Genomic DNA, 15,890 nt, shown 5'->3' on the forward strand with positions numbered 1-15,890 from the left:
TGCTGGCCACGCGACAGCGCTACAATGAGGTGCGCTTCGTGTTCTACGTCGACTCGGCGCTGAGGCGCCGACTCATGGTTGCAATCCGCTAAAGGAAAGACTGCATGATTTATCGCCGTACCAAGATCGTCGCCACCCTCGGCCCGGCCAGCAATTCTCCGGAAGTCCTCGAGCAGCTCATCATCGCCGGCATCGACGTCGCCCGCCTGAACTTCTCGCATGGAACGCCCGACGAGCACCGGGCCCGTGGTCAGCTGGTACGGGATCTCGCCGCCAAGCACGGTCGCCATGTCGCCCTGCTCGGCGACCTCCAGGGTCCGAAGATCCGCATCGCCAAGTTCGTCAACAAGCGCATCGAACTCAAGGTCGGCGATCCCTTCCGCCTGTCCATCGCCCATCCCCGCACCGAAGGCACCGAAGAAGTGGTCGGCATCGACTACCCGGGCCTGGTCACCGACTGCCGCGTGGGTGACGAACTGCTGCTGGACGATGGCCGCGTGGTCCTGCGCGTGGAAGGCATGACCGCCACCGAATTGCATTGCACCACCCTGATCGGCGGCCCGCTGTCCGATCACAAAGGCATCAACCGGCGTGGCGGCGGTCTCACCGCCCCCGCGCTGACCGACAAGGACCGGGATGACATCAAGCTGGCCGCATCCATGGAGGTCGACTACCTGGCCGTGTCCTTCCCGCGTGATGCCGAAGACATGCACGAAGCCCGTCGCCTGATGGAAGCCGCCGGTGGCAAGTCCTGGCTGGTAGCCAAGATCGAGCGCGCCGAAGCCGTGGCCGACGACGAAGCCCTGGACGGCCTGATCCATGCCAGTGACGCCGTGATGGTGGCCCGGGGCGATCTGGGCGTGGAAATCGGCGACGCCGAACTGGTGGGCATCCAGAAGCGCATCATTTCCCACGCCCGGCGCCTCAACAAGGCGGTGATCACCGCGACCCAGATGATGGAGTCGATGATCAGCAGCCCGATGCCGACCCGTGCGGAAGTCTCCGACGTGGCCAACGCCGTGCTGGACAACACCGACGCGGTGATGCTCTCCGCCGAGAGCGCCGCCGGCCAGTACCCGGTGGAAGCGGTCAAGGCCATGGCGCGCGTCTGCGTCGGTGCCGAGAAGCAGCCCACCAGCAAGCTGTCCAGCCACCGCCTGGGCCATACCTTCACCCGGTGGGACGAGAGTATCGCCCTGGCCTCCATCTACGTGGCCAACCACTTCCCGGGCGTGAAGGCGATCATCAGCCTGACCGACACCGGCTACACCCCGCTGATCATGTCGCGCCTGCGCTCCTCGGTGCCGATCTTCTCCTTCGCCTCCAGCCGCGCCACCCAGGCCCGCACCGCGCTGTTCCGCAACGTGCACACCATTCCCTTCGACCCGACCACCATGCCGGCGAACAAGGTGAGCCAGGCGGCGGTGGACGAGCTGCTCAAGCGCGGCATCGTCGAGCACGGTGACTGGGTCATCCTCACCAAGGGCGACAGCTACACCAAGCGTGACGGCACCAACACCATGAAGATGTACCGCGTGGGCGACCTGCTGGTCTGATCCCTGCCGCCGGTCCTTGACCGGTGCTGACGAAAAGCCCCGAACAGGCGACTGCTCGGGGCTTTTTCTTGGGCGCGGGTGGCACCTACAGGGCAGCGCTAGAGACCCTTGAAGGCGAGGTAGGCCAGGTGCAAGGCCGCCGCACCCAGCACGCCCAGGCTACAGACGATGAGGATGCCACGCTGCAGCGAGCGCAAGCGCCCCTCACGGCGGGCCGCCAGGCGCGTGGCATCGAGCAGCGCAACGTTGGCCAACGGTGATTCACGCATCGTTTCGCTCCCCCGGTCTCTTAATGCACTATATTCTCATTCTCACATAGATCAAGGGAGTCCGACGAGCGTCTGCCGGACTGTGGCAGAATAGCCGGTTTGGTGCGAACAGCCTGGGTGAACGATGGCGTTACGTTTCGAACGGCTCAAGTGGCAGGACTGGAAAGGCGCCTTCACGGAGCGCAACTACGAGCGCGGTCGGCGCCTGGCACTCGACGGCCTGGTGCAGCTGCGCTCGGCGGCCAGGGGCCAGCTCTATGCCGAGTGCAGCAGCCCGGCCGGACCGGCCTATCGGCAGGCGATCAGCCTGCGCGCGGGCGAGACCGCCTGGCGGGTCGACGCCCGCTGCACCTGCCCGGTCGGCCGCAACTGCAAGCATGCCGCCGCCGCCCTCATCGAGCTCGAACGGCTGCAACGCAGCGAGGCCGACTTGCCGGCCACGCCGGTTGCCAATCCGGAGCTGCCGCAACCGGTCCTGACCCTCGGTAGCCATACCCAGATCGATTACGACCGGCACATCGGCAAGATGCGACCCACGGTGCGCCATCGCGCCGCCCTGGCCTTTGCCTATGGCCCGCGGCGACTGTTCGGCACCCCGCCGCGTACCCCGGACGCCGCCTATCCCGCACGCCAGTTGCCGGCCGAACAACGCTGGCGGCAGACGCTGCTCGATCACGGCCTGCGCCTGGCCACCCGGCGCAGCGCCGCGCTGCCCGACGACAGTGGCGAGATGTTCGAATTGCCGGACGACCCCGCCTGGCTCAGATTCGTGCAGCAGGTCATCCCCGGTCTGCGCGAAGCCGGCTGGCAGATCGAGGCCCATCCCGAATTCACCTTCGACCTGACACCGGTGGAAGGCTGGTACGGTCACCTCGAAGAGGTGCAGGATCCGACCGCCGCGAACGGCCAGTTCGATGTCGAGCTGGGTATCCGCCTGGGCCAGCGCCGCGTCAGCCTGATTCCGCTGCTGATCGACGCCCTGCGCCGCGAACCCTCCCAGTACGAGCCGGCGATGCTGGCCAAGCGCGCCGACGACGAACCCGTGTTGTTGCGCATCGATCCTCCGCGCCTCGCCGGCCCGCAGGGCCGGGTACAACGGGTCGCCGTGCCCCTGGGTCGGCTCAAGCCGATCCTGCAGATCCTCGGCGAGCTCTATGCGACCGACCGCCTCACCCAGGACCGTGCCCTGCGCCTGCCGCGCCTGGACGCCGCGCGCCTGGCCGAGCTGGACGAGCGCCTGCCGCTGGAATGGGAAGGCGGTGAACGCCTGCGCAGCTTCGCCGAGCGGCTGCGCAGCTACGCGGCCGAGCCCGTCGTCCTGCCGGACACCCTGCACGCCGAGCTGCGCCCCTATCAGCGCGACGGCGTGGCCTGGCTGCAGGCGCTGCGCGAACTGGAAGTGGGTGGCATCCTGGCCGACGACATGGGCCTGGGCAAGACGCTGCAGACCCTGGCGCACATCCTCGTCGAACAGGCCGCCGGGCGTCTGACCGCACCGGCGCTGATCGTCATGCCGACCAGCCTGATCCCCAACTGGCAGGACGAGATCGCCCGCTTCGCCCCCGGCCTGCGCGTGCTGACCCTGCAGGGCAGCGCCCGCAGCAGTCGCTTCGAGCGGATTCCGGAGCACGATGTGGTGCTCACCACCTATGCCCTGTTGCCCCGCGATGCCGAGCGCCTGGCCGACTACGATTTCCACCTGCAGGTGCTGGACGAGGCCCAGTCGATCAAGAATGCCGCCACCAAGGCCGCCCAGGCCGCACGCCACCTGCGAGCCCGCCATCGTCTCTGCCTGACCGGCACGCCACTGGAAAACCACCTGGGCGAACTCTGGTCGCAATTCCACTTTTTGATGCCCGGCTGGCTGGGCGACGAGAAAGGCTTCAAGCAGGCCTATCGCATTCCGGTGGAGCGCGAAGGCGATGTGCAGCGCCTGGCGGCCCTCAAGGCACGGGTGCGGCCCTTCATGCTGCGCCGCACCAAGCAGCGGGTCGCCAGCGAGTTGCCACCCAAGACCGAGATCGTCCAGCTGGTCGAGCTCAGCACGGCGCAGCGCGAGCGCTACGAAGACCTGCGGCTGCTGCTGGACGAACGCGTCCGCGCCGAGATCGCCCGTCAGGGCATCGGTCGCAGCCAGCTGCTGATCCTCGATGCCCTGCTGCGGCTGCGCCAGGTCTGCTGCGATCTGCGCCTGGTACCCCACGAAGACGCCAGCGTGGCCAAGCCCTCAGCGAAACTGGCGGCGCTGAACGAGCGCCTCGACGCCCTGCTCCCCGGCGGCAGTCGGGTCCTGGTGTTCTCCCAATTCACCAGCATGCTCGATCTCATCGCCGCCGACCTCGACCAGCGCGGCATCGAGTACGTCACCCTGACCGGCGAAACCCGTGATCGGCGCACCCCGGTGCAGCGCTTCCAGAGTGGCGAGGTGCCGGTGTTCCTGCTCAGTCTCAAGGCCGGCGGCAGCGGTCTCAACCTGACGGCGGCGGACACGGTGATCCACTTCGATCCCTGGTGGAATCCGGCTGCCGAGCAGCAGGCCAGCGACCGCGCCTACCGCATCGGTCAGGATCGTCCGGTGTTCGTCTACAAGCTGATCGCCCGCGGTACGCTGGAAGAACGTATCCAGCAGCTGCAGCAGGAAAAGGCCCGTCTGAGCGCCGGTATCCTCAGCGAGAACAGTGGCGACTGGCGCCTGACCGAAAGCGACCTGGCCCAGCTGCTGGCACCACTGGACCGCTAGTGAACCAGGCAGGTGGCCTAGCCTGACGCCGCGGGGCAACCGGCGGCGTCAGGAGCAGACCGGGAAGGCCCACGCGGCGCTACTTGTCGCCCACGCCTTCACCCACCGCATCGCCCGTCGCATCCAGCGCCTTGCTGGAAGGGAATCTGTTCGAGGCGACGCGGACCGCCAGCACCGACAGCGACAGCAGAAAGATGCCGCCGCAGAGATACAGCAGCCCGACATCCGGCGGCCGATGATGAGAGACATCACCGATCAGGTAGCGGGTCAGGGCAGTGATGGCGATGTAGAGCAGAAAGCGGATGGGCAGGTGGTTGGTCTTGAAGTAGATGCCGACCATGGCACCCAGCTCCAGATAGATGAAGAGCAGCAGGATGTCATCGATGCTCGCCTGGCCCTTGTTGAACATCTCCATGAAGGCCATCACCGAGGCCCAGGCCGTGGCCGCGCCAATGGCGAACAGGCCGAAGTAGTGGAAGCCTTCCACCAAAAGGTTGCCGAGGGAGTTCGCCCCGTCGTGCATGCGCTTGCGACCGCTGTCTGCCCATTTCATGGCCTGCCACCCCACTGCCGTGTCCGAATACACCCACCTGCAGACTCGTCCATGTTGAAATTCCCGTTCTCAAGGTTGCTCTGGCACCAGCCGCTCTTATAGCGAGAAGCCGGACCGCCGACCAGTGCGCAACTGTCGCAGACTGGACGGCCCGCCGCTGGCAGGCTAAAACCTGAGGAAAAGCCCGCAAGGGCTCTGGAGTCTACTGTGGAAGCGCGTCTATCCTGCCTCGCCTGCCTGGACCGGCCCGATCCCCGGCTGCTGGAAGCTGCCCTGTGGATCGCGGCCGAGCACCATGACCAGGTCGATCCGCCGGCTCTGCTGCACTCGCTGGACGATCTGGCGCTGCGCCTGGTCGCCACCCTGGATGGCGATGCCAGTCAATCCGAGCGTGCCCAGGCCTTGTTACGGCAATTGTGCGATGCCGGCTTTCGCGCCGCCGAGTGGCCCCTGAATCCCACCGCAGCCCTGCTCGACGAAGTCCTGGCGCGGCGGCGCGGCCAACCGTTGTCGATCGCGCTGGTGGCCCTGGAACTGGCGCGGCGCCTGGAGATCGACCTGCAGGGCATCGGCTTTCCCGGGCACTTCCTGCTGCGCGTCCCCGGCGCGGATCACCTGCTCGAACCCTTTGGCGGACGCCGCCTGTACATGAACGACTGCCGTCAGTTGCTGGTGGATCAGTTCGGTCCCGCCGCGCAACTGCAGGCGAGCTACCTGGCGCCCCTCGGTCCGCGCCAGATGATGCAGCGCCTCTCGCGCAATCTGCGTGAACTGCATCGCCAGGGCGACCAGCCACTGGCCGCGCTCAAGGATGCCCAGCGGGTCATCGAGCTGGGCGCGGTCGGGGTCATCGATCACCTGGCGCGCGCCGACCTGTACCGCCAACTCGATTGCCCCCAGGCCGAGCGCTATGACCTGCAGCACGCCCTGCTGATCAGCGAAGACGACGCCGAACGCGAGCAGGTGCGACGGCGGCTGGAGCAACTGGGCGCGCCTTCCGCCACCCTGCACTAGCCGCGCAGCAACCAGAGCACCAGCTGGGCGCCAAGCAGATTGCTCAGCCCGGCCAGCACCATGACCAGGCCGGCCACGGTGCCCTCCTCCAGACCGACCTCGTAGGCCTTGCTGGTCCCCACGCCATGGGCACCCATGCCGAACAGGGCGCCGCGGGCCAGGGCCGACTTGAGCGGCAGCAGCTTGATCAGCAGGCTGCCGAGGATGGCGCCACCCAGGCCGGTGATCATCACGAAGGCCGCGGTCAACTCGGGGACACCCCCCACGGTGGCGGACATCGGCATGGCGAAGGGGGTACTGATGGAGCGCGGCAGCATGGACAGCAGCACCCGGTCATCGAGCAGCAGCAGGCGGGCCAGCAGCCAGGAACTGCCGATGGCCACGCCACTGCCCACGCAGAGGCCGGCCAGCAGCGCCTGCCAGTAGCGCGCCAGCAGGCGGCGTTGCTGCCAGATCGGCACGGCGAAGGCCACCGTCGCCGGTCCCAGCAGGGTGATCAGCCAGTGACTGTAGTGGGCGTATTCGGCATAGCTCACCTGCTGCCAGAGCGTGGCGGCATAGAGCAGCACCGTGACGAAGATGATCGGACTGACCACATACCAGCGCAGGCGCGCATAGAGCACGCGGCTCACCACGTACCCGGCCACCGTCAGCAACAGCCAGAAGAGCCCGGGCAGATCAGGCATCGCGACGTCCCCGACGGCGGAACATCCAGTCCACGGTACAGGCGGTGGCGATCATGGTCAGCACGGTGCTGAGCAGGATGGCCAGCAGGATGCGCACGCCTTCCTGCCGTAGCAGCGGGCCGTAGTCGAGCAGGCTCAGCAGCGCGGGAATGAAGAACAGCAGCATTTCGCCGAGCAGCAGGCGCACGCCGCCCTGTAACCAATCGGGTTCGACGATGCGCGCGGCCAGCAGCACCAGCAGCATGGCCAGACCTACCACACCACCCGGTACCGGCAAGGCGAAAGAGGTCGCCAGCCAGGTACCCACGGCCCACAGCGCGCCCAATCCGCACAGCTCCAGAGCCAGGCGTAGATATCTATTCACCCAGGGCTCCATTTCAAGTCTTCATCAGGCGCTCAAGGATACCGAGGCTGAGGGGACGAGGACAGCAAACCGGGCCAGGCGGCGGGATCGGCACGGGTAAAGCAGCTTTGCGGCCTGGGCAAGATCAGCCCAGGGCGGCGATGACCTCGGCGACCCAGCGCTCGGCATCTTCGTCCGGCGTCACCGTTTCACTGGCATCGATGCGCAGCATGGGCAGCAGTTCGCGCAGCCCCAGCTCGGCGAACAACTCCTGCATCAGCTCGCCGCCACCACAATAGGTGTCACCATAGCTGGAATCACCCAGGGCCAGCACCGCGCCGGGTCGTCCGGACCAGGACGGCAACCGATCGCGCAGCTGGAAATACAGGGATTCCAGGTTGGCGGGCAATTCGCCCATGCCGGTGGTGGAGGTAATGGCCAGCAAGGCTTCGGGTGCGAAGGCCTCCAGGCTGCCGAGATCGGCATTGGGCTGGTGCCAGACCTCATGGCCTGCCGCGGTCAACCGCGACTTCACCTGTCGGGCGATATCTTCCGCGGTGCCATAGACCGAGCCATTCAACAGTGCGACTTTCATACGGACCTCTTGCGTGGAATCCCGTCCAGTATGCCTGGCGCGGCCCGCGCTTGGCGCTCCTTCAGCAAGATGGCTCCGCTGGCAACCCCGGCTGCAGCCAGGGGTCTCAAGGCTTGTTATGCTAGCGTCGCCTGCTACCCCAGGCGTTTTCGCCACCTGTCCGCCTACCCGGCGGCATGACGGCATCCGGCCTATCCGGCCCGATCGCCCGGAGTTGGAGCATGAATCAGCCTGTTACCCTCATGGTCGCGCGGCGCGTCGCGGCCGGCCAATACGATGCCTTTCTGATCTGGCTGCGCGAAGGCGAAGCCCTGGCCACCGGGTATCCCGGCTATCTCGGTTCGGGGGTCCTGACCCCGCCTCCAGGCGACAATCTGGTACAGATCATCTTTCGCTTCGCCTGTCCCCAGACCCTCGACGCCTGGGAACACTCGGAGACGCGGCGTCTCTGGCTGGAGCGTGGCCAGGGCCTGTTTGAAGCGCCCCTGGCACGGCGTGCCCAGGGCATGGACGACTGGTTCGGCGCGGGCATCCAGCCGCCGCCGCGCTGGAAACAGAGCATCGCCGTCTGGCTGGCGTTCTTTCCCATCTCGCTGCTGTTCAATGCCGCTTTCGGCGATTACCTGGCGCATCTGCCGTTACTGCCGCGCATCCTGCTGAGCACCCTGATCCTCACCCCGGTGATGGTCTGTGTCTTCATTCCGCTGATCACCCGCGCGCTGAAGGGCTGGCTGCACAGTGCCTCATCGCGGACCGGCGACTGGCGCGGTAGCGCCCGCTAGGCCAGCACGGATCGGCCTGCATCCTGACGCGTCGAATGCGTACAATGGCCACGGCCAGCCTCCTGGCCGCTTCGCTCATCAGGATCGGGTACCCTCATGTCCGCAACCCTTCCCCTTCTGGTCACCGGCGCCAATCGCCGCGTCGGTCTCGCCTTGACCCGCCGGCTGCTGGCGGAGGGCCAACCCGTCATCGCCGTCTATCGCGACGATCCGGGCCCCTTGCGTGACCTTGAGATCGAGGCCTATCAGGTCGATCTGGCGGAAGAGGCACAGCGCGACACCCTGCTGCAGCAACTGCATGAACGCCATCCGGCATTGCGCGGCATCGTGCACAACGCTTCGGTCTGGGCCGAAGACGGCCTGGAAAATCTGCGGCTGCTCTACCGTCTGCATCTGGAAGCGCCCTACCACCTCAATCTGGGCCTGCAGGACCTGCTGCTGGCCGCGCCGCGGGCCGACATCATCCATATCGGCGACGACAGCGCCACACGCGGCAGCCGCAATCACATCGGCTACGCCGCCACCAAGGCCGCCCTGCACAATCTGACCCTGTCCTTTGCCGAAGCCCTGGCACCCAGGGTGCGGGTCAACACCATCGCGCCGGGCCTGCTGATCTTCAAGGAAGGCGCCGACGAGGCCTATCGCCAGGCGACCCTGGACAAGGCGCTACTGGATTTCGAACCCGGCGCCGATCCCATCGTGGATACCGTGCTCTATCTGCTGTCGACCCAGTACGCCACCGGCAGTACCTTTACCGTCAACGGCGGGCGCCACCTGCGCCACGGCCGCCGCTAGCAAGAGGAATCAGTCATGACCGAACAAGACCGCCTGGAACTGGAAGCCGCTGCCTTCCGCACCCTGGTCGACCACCTGCGCAAGCGCACCGATGTGCAGAACATCGACCTGATGAATCTGTCCGGCTTCTGCCGCAACTGCCTGTCCAAGTGGTACAAGGCAGCGGCCGACGACAAGGGCCTGGAACTGGGCCTGGACGATGCCCGTGAGGTCGTCTACGGCATGCCCTATGCGGACTGGAAAGCTCGGTACCAGACCGAGGCCTCGCCAGCCCAGGCCGCGGCCTTCCAGGAGCAGCAGAGCAAATGAGCGATCTCGCCAGCTTCCGCGTCAGCCTGGGCCAGGGCAACCATGCCTTCGCCGACACCCTGGCCTTCGTCGCCGAGCACTACCACTACCAGCCCACGGCCTTTCGCAACGGCGAGGTGGACAATGCCGCAGGCCAGAACGAAGGCTCCTGCAAGACCCTGGGTCTGGCCAGACTCGAGGGCCTTAGCGATGAAGAGGCGCTGCTGGCCTTTGGCGAGCACTATCGCAGCGTGTTGCAGACGCCCGAGGGTAGCGATCACGCCAATATCCGCGCCCTTATCGCCCACGGCCTGGCCGGCGTGAGCTTCCAGGGCGAGCCCCTGACGCGTCGCTAGACCTTTTCAGCGAACAAAAAAAGCCCTGCGGATGCAGGGCTTTTTCTTGGACCGGGCTTAGACCGCAGCCGCGGGTCTCATGTAGGAAATCGGTGCCAGACCGGAGTCTTCGAAGGTCACCACTTCCCAGGCATCACGATCGGCCAGCAGCGCACGCAGCAGGCGATTGTTCATGGCATGGCCGGACTTGTAGCCGCGGAATTCGCCAATGAGGCTCTTGCCGAGCAGGTAGAGGTCGCCGATGGCGTCGAGGATCTTGTGCTTGACGAATTCGTCTTCGTAACGAAGGCCGTCTTCGTTGATCACACCCTTCTCGTCGACCACGATGGCGTTGTCGACGCTGCCACCCAGGGCCAGGTTGTGCGAACGCAGGAATTCCAGGTCACGCATGAAGCCGAAGGTACGGGCACGGCTGACTTCCTTGAGGAAGGAGGTGCTCGAGAAGTCCACCGAGGCTTTCTGGGTACGGTTGTTGACCACCGGGTGATCGAAATCTATTTCGAAGGTCACCTTGAAGCCGTCGAAGGGCACGAAGGTGGCGCGCTTGTCACCATCGACGACGCTCACTTCACGCTTGATGCGGATGAACTGCTTGGCCGCTTCCTGTTCCTGCAGACCGGCGGACTGGATCAGGAACACGAAGGGACCAGCGCTGCCGTCCATGATCGGTACTTCGACCGCGGACAGCTCGACGTAGGCGTTGTCGATCCCCAGACCGGCCATGGCCGACAGCAGGTGCTCAACGGTACCGACCTTGACGCCACTGTCACTGAACAGGTTGGTCGACATGGTGGTTTCACCCACGTTCTCGGCCCAGGCCGGGATTTCCACGACCGGATCGAGATCGGTGCGACGGAACACGATCCCCGTATCGACCGGAGCCGGCTTCAGGGTCAGGTAAACCTTTTCCCCGGAATGCAGGCCGACGCCAGTGGCGCGAATGGTGTTCTTGAGGGTGCGTTGTCTAATCATGCCAGGGCCGCTCGGTCGCAGGGTGCGAATGGTGTTCAACGAAGTCGCGATGATAGCAGATGCGAAAATCGATGCCCACTAATCACACCCTGGCTTGTGATATACCCGATCAATCAGCCTGACGACGCAGGAAGGCCGGAATGTCCAGGTAATCCAGGTCGTCGTTGGGATTGACTTTGGTCGCCGCTGCCGAGCCGCCATGATTCTGGCTGCCACGACCGGAGCGCATCGAGGTCGGGTACTTGAGGTCGTCGTAGTTGACCGGAGCGCTTTCCTGACGGGCCGCGGCCAGGGTCTGAGCGGTGTTGTCCACCACCTTGACCGGCTTCTCGATGCGCGCACCCAGGCCGGTGGCGACCACGGTGACGTGCAGCTCGTCGCGCATTTCCGGATCGATCACCGCCCCAACCTTGACGGTGGCGTGCTCTGACGCGAAGTCCTCGATGATCTCGCCGACGGCGGCGTATTCACCCAGGGACAGATCCAGGCCAGCGGTGATGTTGACCAGGATGCCGCGGGCGCCGTGCAGGTTGACGTCTTCCAGGAGCGGGTTGCGGATGGCGGCTTCGGTGGCTTCGCGCGCACGGTTCGGACCGCTGGCGTGGCCGGTACCCATCATGGCCATGCCCATCTCGCCCATCACGGTCTTGACGTCGGCAAAGTCGACGTTCATCAGGCCGGGACGCTGCATGATGTCGGAGATACCGCGAACGGCGCCGGCGAGGACGTCGTCAGCCTTGGCGAAGGCGGCCAGCAGGCTGGCGTCCTTGCCCAGGATGGTCAGCAGCTTCTCGTTGGGGATGGTGATCAGCGAGTCGACGCATTCGGACAGGGAGCGAATGCCTTCGTCGGCGACCTGCATGCGCTTGCGGCCTTCGAAGGGGAACGGACGGGTGACCACGGCAACGGTCAGGATACCCATCTCCTTGGCCACTTCAGCGATGATCGGCGCGGCACCGGTACCGGTGCCACCGCCCATGCCGGTGGTGATGAAGACCATGTCGGCGCCTTCGAGGACTTCGGCGATGCGCTCACGATCTTCCATGGCCGCCTGGCGGCCGATTTCCGGGTTGGTGCCCGCACCAAGACCCTTGGTGACGCCCGGGCCGAGTTGCAGCACGGTACGGGATGTGACGTTCTTCAGGGCTTGGGCGTCGGTATTTGCACAGATGAATTCGACGCCTTCAACACCGCTTTTGACCATGTGGTTGACGGCATTGCCACCGCCACCGCCCACGCCGATGACTTTGATCACGGCGCTTTGTGGAATGTTGTCTACGAGTTCGAACATGGTCCCCTCTCTTCCTTTCGGATCTTCGCCTACTGCCGCGGTTTAATTGTGAATTACAAGTTGCCCTGGACCCAACGCTTCATGCGTTCCAGGACTGTGGATTTGGTTTCGCTGCTATATCCGCCAGAAACAACCGGCAAGGGATCGGTCTGCTTTTGCAGACCATAGAGCAACAGGCCGACGCCTGTGGAATAGATCGGGTTGCTGATCACGTCAGTCAGCCCCTTGACCGTCTGGGGCACCCCCAGGCGTACCGGCATATGGAAAATCTCTTCCGCCAGTTCGACCGCGCCTTCCATCTTCGCGGTACCACCGGTGAGTACGATCCCTGCGGGGATCAGATCCTCGTAACCACTGCGGCGCAGTTCCGCTTGCACCAGTGTGAATAGCTCATCGTAACGGGGCTCGACCACTTCCGCGAGGGCCTGACGCGACAATTCTCGCGGCGGACGGTCACCCACGCTGGGCACCTTGATGGTTTCGCCCGGTCCAGCCAGTTTCGCCAAGGCACAAGCATACCGAATCTTGATTTCTTCGGCATATTGCGTTGGGGTTCTCAAGGCCATGGCAATGTCATTTGTGACTTGGTCGCCAGCAATGGGTATTACCGCCGTATGGCGGATGGCGCCTTCGGTAAAGATGGCTATGTCGGTAGTGCCGCCGCCAACATCCACCAGGCAGACGCCCAGTTCCTTTTCATCGTCGGTCAGCACCGAATAGGCCGACGCCAACTGCTCGAGAATGATGTCGTCGACTTCCAGACCGCAACGACGAACACATTTCTCGATGTTCTGCGCAGCGTTGACGGCACAGGTGACGACATGGACCTTGGCTTCCAGTCGCACGCCGGACATGCCGAGGGGCTCGCGCACCCCTTCCTGGTTATCGATCACATAGTCCTGGGCCAGGGTGTGCAGCACGCGCTGGTCGGCGGGAATGGCCACCGCCTGGGCGGCATCGAGCACCCGCTCGATATCCGCCGGGCTCACTTCACGATCGCGGATCGCCACGATGCCGTGGGAATTCAGGCTGCGAATGTGATTGCCGGCAATGCCGACGAAGGCCGAGTGGATCCGGCAACCGGCCATCAGCTGAGCTTCTTCGATGGCCCGCTGGATGGAGGCGACGGTGGATTCGATATTGACCACCACGCCCTTCTTGAGCCCGCGCGACGGATGGGTGCCGATCCCGACGATCTCGATCTGACCATCGGAAGACACCTCGCCGACCAGAGCCACGACCTTGGAAGTGCCGATGTCGAGGCCGACGATCATCTTGCCGCTTTGCACGCTTGCCATAGTAAAAAACTTCTCCTCAATGCTTGGCCGGTTCGGTCACGGGGGTGGCGGCGACAGCGGGATCACGCCAGGCCACGGCCAGACCGTTCGGATAACGCAGATCGATCCGCGCGATATTGTCCATCTGTGCCTTGAGCACCTGATCGTACAGGCGCATGAAGCGCCGCATCTTTTCCACCAGCTGGTCGCGGCCGAACACCAGTTCCAGGCCCTGACCGGTGGTGAGGTACCAGCTGCCGCGCTCGTGCATTTCCAGGCGCGACACGGTGTAACCGAGCGGCCGGAGCATCTGGCTGAACATCTGGTACTGCTGCATCACCTGCTGCTGGGCCCGTTTGGGACCGTACAGCCGCGGTAGATTGTCATAGTTGGCCAGATCCTGCGGGGCAAAAGCCTCACCCTGGTTGTTCAGCAGCGCCTCGTCGCCCCAACGGGCGATGGGCATCTGCTCTTCCAGGCGGATGCTGATCTCGTCCGGCCAGACCCGGCGCACCTCGGCGTGGGCGATCCACGGCATGGTTTCCAGTTCGTGGCGCATGTCGGCCAGGTCGACCTGGAAGAAGGTGGTGCCTACAAAGGGCGCGATCCGCTGCTGCACCGCGGCCTGGCTGATGTAGGAGAGATCGCCCTTGACGCTGACCTTGGCGATCGGCCGGTCGGCATAGGGCAGCAATTTCTGGGCGCCCTCGTAGGTGCCGAAGCCCAGGCCCAGCAGCAGGAACGGCCAGAGGATGCGCTTGAGCAGGCCCAGGCTGGGGCGTGGCAGGCGTGTCGACAGCGGCTCTTCGGCGACCAGGCGACTGGCGCCCCGTTGTTCGACGTTGCGCGACCGACCGAAGCCGGGCTGGTTGTGACGTAGGGTGGCGACCAAGGTTCAGCCCTCCACGTGCGCGCCGGCAACAGCGGTTGCCGGCAAGGGGTTGTACGGATGGCGGCTCATGCCGAACTCCCGGTGGTCGCGGCAGTGGCGAACAGCGGATGGCTGAGCAGTTGCGGCGCCAGTGCGCCGATGTCGCCCGCGCCCTGGCAGAGCAGGATGTCGCCCGGGCGCAGCAGTGGCTTGACCAGCGGCGCGATGTTGCTGCCGCGCTCGACGTAGATGGGATCGAGCTGACCGCGCTGGCGGATGCTGTGGCAGAGCTGGCGGCTGTCGGCGCCGGGAATGGGTTCTTCGCCAGCCGGATAGACTTCCATCAGCAACAGCACGTTGGCATCGGCCAGCACCTGGACGAAGTCTTCGTAGAGATCGCGGGTGCGACTGAAGCGGTGCGGCTGATAGACCATCACCAGCCGGCGCTCGGGCCAGCCGCCGCGCACGGCCTTGATCACCGCGGCGACTTCACGGGGATGGTGACCGTAGTCGTCCACCAGCATGACGCTGCCACCGGCGACCGGCAGCTCGCCATAGACCTGGAAGCGCCGCCCCACCCCCTGAAAGCCGGACAGGCCATTGAGGATGGCCTCGTCGCTGACGCCTTCGTCGGTGGCGATGGCGATGGTCGCCAGGGCGTTGAGCACGTTGTGCACGCCCGGCATGTTGACCGAGACCGCCAGCGGTGCGCGGCCCTCGCGTAGCACGGTGAAATAGGTGCGCATGCCTTCCTGGCGGATATCCACGGCACGGACGTCGGCATCCTCGGCGGTACCGTAGGTGACGGTGGGCCGGGCGACCTGGGGAATGATCTCGCGCACCACCGGATCGTCGACGCAGAGCACGGCCAGGCCATAGAACGGCAGGTTGTGCAGGAAATCGACGAAGGTGCGCTTGAGCCGATTGAAGTCACCTTCGTAGGTGCTCATGTGGTCGGCGTCGATATTGGTGACCACGGCAACCATGGGCTGCAGGTGCAGAAAGCTGGCGTCGCTCTCGTCGGCCTCGGCGATCAGGTAGCGGCTGGTGCCGAGCTGGGCATTGGTACCGGCGGCATTGAGGCGGCCACCGATGACGAAGGTCGGGTCCAGGCCTTCGGCTGCGAACACCGAAGCGATCAGACTGGTGGTGGTGGTCTTGCCATGGGTACCGGCCACGGCGATGCCATGACGATAGCGCATCAGCTCGGAGAGCATCTCGGCGCGGGGCACCACGGGAATGCGCTGCTCGAGGGCGGCGGAGACTTCCGGATTGGATCTGTTGATGGCACTGGACACCACCAGCACGTCGACCTGATCCAGGTTCTCGGCGCGGTGGCCGATGTAGATGCGCGCGCCGAATTGCTGCAGGCGCGCGGTCACCGCGGATTCCTTGAGGTCCGAACCCGAGACTTCGTAGCCCAGGTTCAGCAGCACCTCGGCGATGCCGCACATGCCGACGCCGCCGATACCGACGAAATGGATGCGCCGGATGCTGCGCAT

Annotated in this window: 17 protein-coding genes; 7 read left to right on the forward strand and 10 right to left on the reverse strand. The window is 65.2% G+C overall.

Annotated features, from left to right (window positions below; genetic code table 11):
• The first annotated feature begins 104 nt into the window (after positions 1 to 104).
• Positions 105 to 1,556 carry a pyruvate kinase gene (gene pyk / locus QE444_RS20885; RefSeq protein WP_133862537.1) on the forward strand — a complete coding sequence of 484 codons (1,452 nt, stop codon included), beginning with the start codon at positions 105 to 107 and terminating at the stop codon, positions 1,554 to 1,556.
• Between the two features lie 98 nt (positions 1,557 to 1,654).
• Here pyk and QE444_RS20890 read toward each other — a convergent pair whose 3' ends face one another.
• Positions 1,655 to 1,825, reverse strand: coding sequence for a hypothetical protein (locus tag QE444_RS20890; protein ID WP_166655937.1), 171 nt, complete (start codon positions 1,823 to 1,825; stop codon positions 1,655 to 1,657).
• Positions 1,826 to 1,949: 124 nt separating this feature from the next.
• Here QE444_RS20890 and QE444_RS20895 point away from each other — a divergent pair, with 124 nt between their 5' ends.
• Positions 1,950 to 4,565 (forward strand): DEAD/DEAH box helicase, encoded by a 2,616-nt coding sequence (locus QE444_RS20895; RefSeq protein ID WP_309741496.1) that lies wholly within the window; start codon positions 1,950 to 1,952, stop codon positions 4,563 to 4,565.
• 79 nt (positions 4,566 to 4,644) lie between these two features.
• Here the strand turns inward: QE444_RS20895 and QE444_RS20900 are convergent, their stop codons facing one another.
• On the reverse strand, positions 4,645 to 5,118 hold the full coding sequence (locus QE444_RS20900; RefSeq protein ID WP_187980168.1) for a phosphate-starvation-inducible protein PsiE: 474 nt from the start codon (positions 5,116 to 5,118) through the stop codon (positions 4,645 to 4,647).
• Between the two features lie 207 nt (positions 5,119 to 5,325).
• Between QE444_RS20900 and QE444_RS20905 the strand changes: the two genes are divergently transcribed.
• Positions 5,326 to 6,132, forward strand: coding sequence for a SirB1 family protein (locus tag QE444_RS20905; protein WP_187980169.1), 807 nt, complete (start codon positions 5,326 to 5,328; stop codon positions 6,130 to 6,132).
• Here QE444_RS20905 and QE444_RS20910 read toward each other — a convergent pair.
• From QE444_RS20910 to QE444_RS20920, 3 genes are all read right to left on the reverse strand, one after another.
• Positions 6,129 to 6,818: an LrgB family protein gene (locus QE444_RS20910; protein ID WP_133862541.1), complete on the reverse strand. Its 690-nt coding sequence runs from the start codon at positions 6,816 to 6,818 to the stop codon at positions 6,129 to 6,131. The genes QE444_RS20905 and QE444_RS20910 overlap by 4 nt on opposite strands.
• Complete coding sequence (locus tag QE444_RS20915) at positions 6,811 to 7,194, reverse strand: CidA/LrgA family protein (RefSeq protein ID WP_309741500.1); 384 nt, start codon at positions 7,192 to 7,194, stop codon at positions 6,811 to 6,813. The genes QE444_RS20910 and QE444_RS20915 overlap by 8 nt, the downstream gene beginning before the upstream one ends.
• Positions 7,195 to 7,306: 112 nt before the next feature.
• Positions 7,307 to 7,756, reverse strand: coding sequence for a flavodoxin (locus tag QE444_RS20920; RefSeq protein ID WP_187980170.1), 450 nt, complete (start codon positions 7,754 to 7,756; stop codon positions 7,307 to 7,309).
• A gap of 221 nt (positions 7,757 to 7,977) precedes the next feature.
• On the opposite strand from QE444_RS20920, the gene QE444_RS20925 reads away from it, so the two are divergent.
• From QE444_RS20925 to QE444_RS20940, 4 genes are all read left to right on the forward strand, one after another.
• On the forward strand, positions 7,978 to 8,538 hold the full coding sequence (locus QE444_RS20925; RefSeq protein ID WP_187980171.1) for an antibiotic biosynthesis monooxygenase: 561 nt from the start codon (positions 7,978 to 7,980) through the stop codon (positions 8,536 to 8,538).
• A 96-nt stretch (positions 8,539 to 8,634) separates the two neighbouring features.
• Positions 8,635 to 9,333: a dihydromonapterin reductase gene (folM, locus tag QE444_RS20930; protein ID WP_273861841.1), complete on the forward strand. Its 699-nt coding sequence runs from the start codon at positions 8,635 to 8,637 to the stop codon at positions 9,331 to 9,333.
• A gap of 15 nt (positions 9,334 to 9,348) precedes the next feature.
• Positions 9,349 to 9,642: a DUF1244 domain-containing protein gene (locus QE444_RS20935; protein ID WP_273861840.1), complete on the forward strand. Its 294-nt coding sequence runs from the start codon at positions 9,349 to 9,351 to the stop codon at positions 9,640 to 9,642.
• Entirely contained in the window at positions 9,639 to 9,977 is a 339-nt protein-coding gene (locus tag QE444_RS20940; RefSeq protein WP_273861839.1) for a HopJ type III effector protein, read from the forward strand. The genes QE444_RS20935 and QE444_RS20940 overlap by 4 nt, the downstream gene beginning before the upstream one ends.
• 57 nt (positions 9,978 to 10,034) lie before the next feature.
• Here QE444_RS20940 and lpxC read toward each other — a convergent pair whose 3' ends face one another.
• The 5 genes from lpxC to murC all read right to left on the reverse strand — a co-directional run bounded on the left by lpxC (position 10,035) and on the right by murC (position 15,890).
• Positions 10,035 to 10,949, reverse strand: a complete 915-nt coding sequence (lpxC, locus tag QE444_RS20945) for a UDP-3-O-acyl-N-acetylglucosamine deacetylase (protein WP_017640702.1) — start codon at positions 10,947 to 10,949, stop codon at positions 10,035 to 10,037.
• A gap of 109 nt (positions 10,950 to 11,058) precedes the next feature.
• A complete protein-coding gene (gene ftsZ, locus QE444_RS20950) occupies positions 11,059 to 12,240 on the reverse strand; it encodes a cell division protein FtsZ (protein WP_133862548.1) in 1,182 nt (393 codons plus the stop codon).
• Between the two features lie 53 nt (positions 12,241 to 12,293).
• Positions 12,294 to 13,538: a cell division protein FtsA gene (gene ftsA / locus QE444_RS20955; protein ID WP_017640704.1), complete on the reverse strand. Its 1,245-nt coding sequence runs from the start codon at positions 13,536 to 13,538 to the stop codon at positions 12,294 to 12,296.
• Positions 13,539 to 13,554: 16 nt separating this feature from the next.
• A complete protein-coding gene (locus QE444_RS20960; protein ID WP_133862549.1) occupies positions 13,555 to 14,409 on the reverse strand; it encodes a cell division protein FtsQ/DivIB in 855 nt (284 codons plus the stop codon).
• A 65-nt stretch (positions 14,410 to 14,474) separates the two neighbouring features.
• Positions 14,475 to 15,890 carry a UDP-N-acetylmuramate--L-alanine ligase gene (gene murC / locus QE444_RS20965; protein WP_252977276.1) on the reverse strand — a complete coding sequence of 472 codons (1,416 nt, stop codon included), beginning with the start codon at positions 15,888 to 15,890 and terminating at the stop codon, positions 14,475 to 14,477.

Source organism: Pseudomonas sp. SORGH_AS_0199, from assembly GCF_031453735.1.
GTDB lineage: Bacteria > Pseudomonadota > Gammaproteobacteria > Pseudomonadales > Pseudomonadaceae > Chryseomonas > Chryseomonas aestiva.

Coding starts and splice junctions, on each gene's coding strand:
- QE444_RS20935 (WP_273861840.1), top strand. CDS start 9,349: ATGACCGAACAAGACCGCCTGGAACTGGAAGCCGCTGCCTTCCGCACC.
- lpxC (WP_017640702.1), bottom strand. CDS start 10,949: ATGATTAGACAACGCACCCTCAAGAACACCATTCGCGCCACTGGCGTC.
- QE444_RS20895 (WP_309741496.1), top strand. CDS start 1,950: ATGGCGTTACGTTTCGAACGGCTCAAGTGGCAGGACTGGAAAGGCGCC.
- ftsZ (WP_133862548.1), bottom strand. CDS start 12,240: ATGTTCGAACTCGTAGACAACATTCCACAAAGCGCCGTGATCAAAGTC.
- QE444_RS20940 (WP_273861839.1), top strand. CDS start 9,639: ATGAGCGATCTCGCCAGCTTCCGCGTCAGCCTGGGCCAGGGCAACCAT.
- QE444_RS20890 (WP_166655937.1), bottom strand. CDS start 1,825: ATGCGTGAATCACCGTTGGCCAACGTTGCGCTGCTCGATGCCACGCGC.
- QE444_RS20915 (WP_309741500.1), bottom strand. CDS start 7,194: ATGGAGCCCTGGGTGAATAGATATCTACGCCTGGCTCTGGAGCTGTGC.
- murC (WP_252977276.1), bottom strand. CDS start 15,890: ATGCGCAGCATCCGGCGCATCCATTTCGTCGGTATCGGCGGCGTCGGC.
- folM (WP_273861841.1), top strand. CDS start 8,635: ATGTCCGCAACCCTTCCCCTTCTGGTCACCGGCGCCAATCGCCGCGTC.
- QE444_RS20900 (WP_187980168.1), bottom strand. CDS start 5,118: ATGAAATGGGCAGACAGCGGTCGCAAGCGCATGCACGACGGGGCGAAC.
- QE444_RS20910 (WP_133862541.1), bottom strand. CDS start 6,818: ATGCCTGATCTGCCCGGGCTCTTCTGGCTGTTGCTGACGGTGGCCGGG.
- QE444_RS20925 (WP_187980171.1), top strand. CDS start 7,978: ATGAATCAGCCTGTTACCCTCATGGTCGCGCGGCGCGTCGCGGCCGGC.
- QE444_RS20920 (WP_187980170.1), bottom strand. CDS start 7,756: ATGAAAGTCGCACTGTTGAATGGCTCGGTCTATGGCACCGCGGAAGAT.
- pyk (WP_133862537.1), top strand. CDS start 105: ATGATTTATCGCCGTACCAAGATCGTCGCCACCCTCGGCCCGGCCAGC.
- ftsA (WP_017640704.1), bottom strand. CDS start 13,538: ATGGCAAGCGTGCAAAGCGGCAAGATGATCGTCGGCCTCGACATCGGC.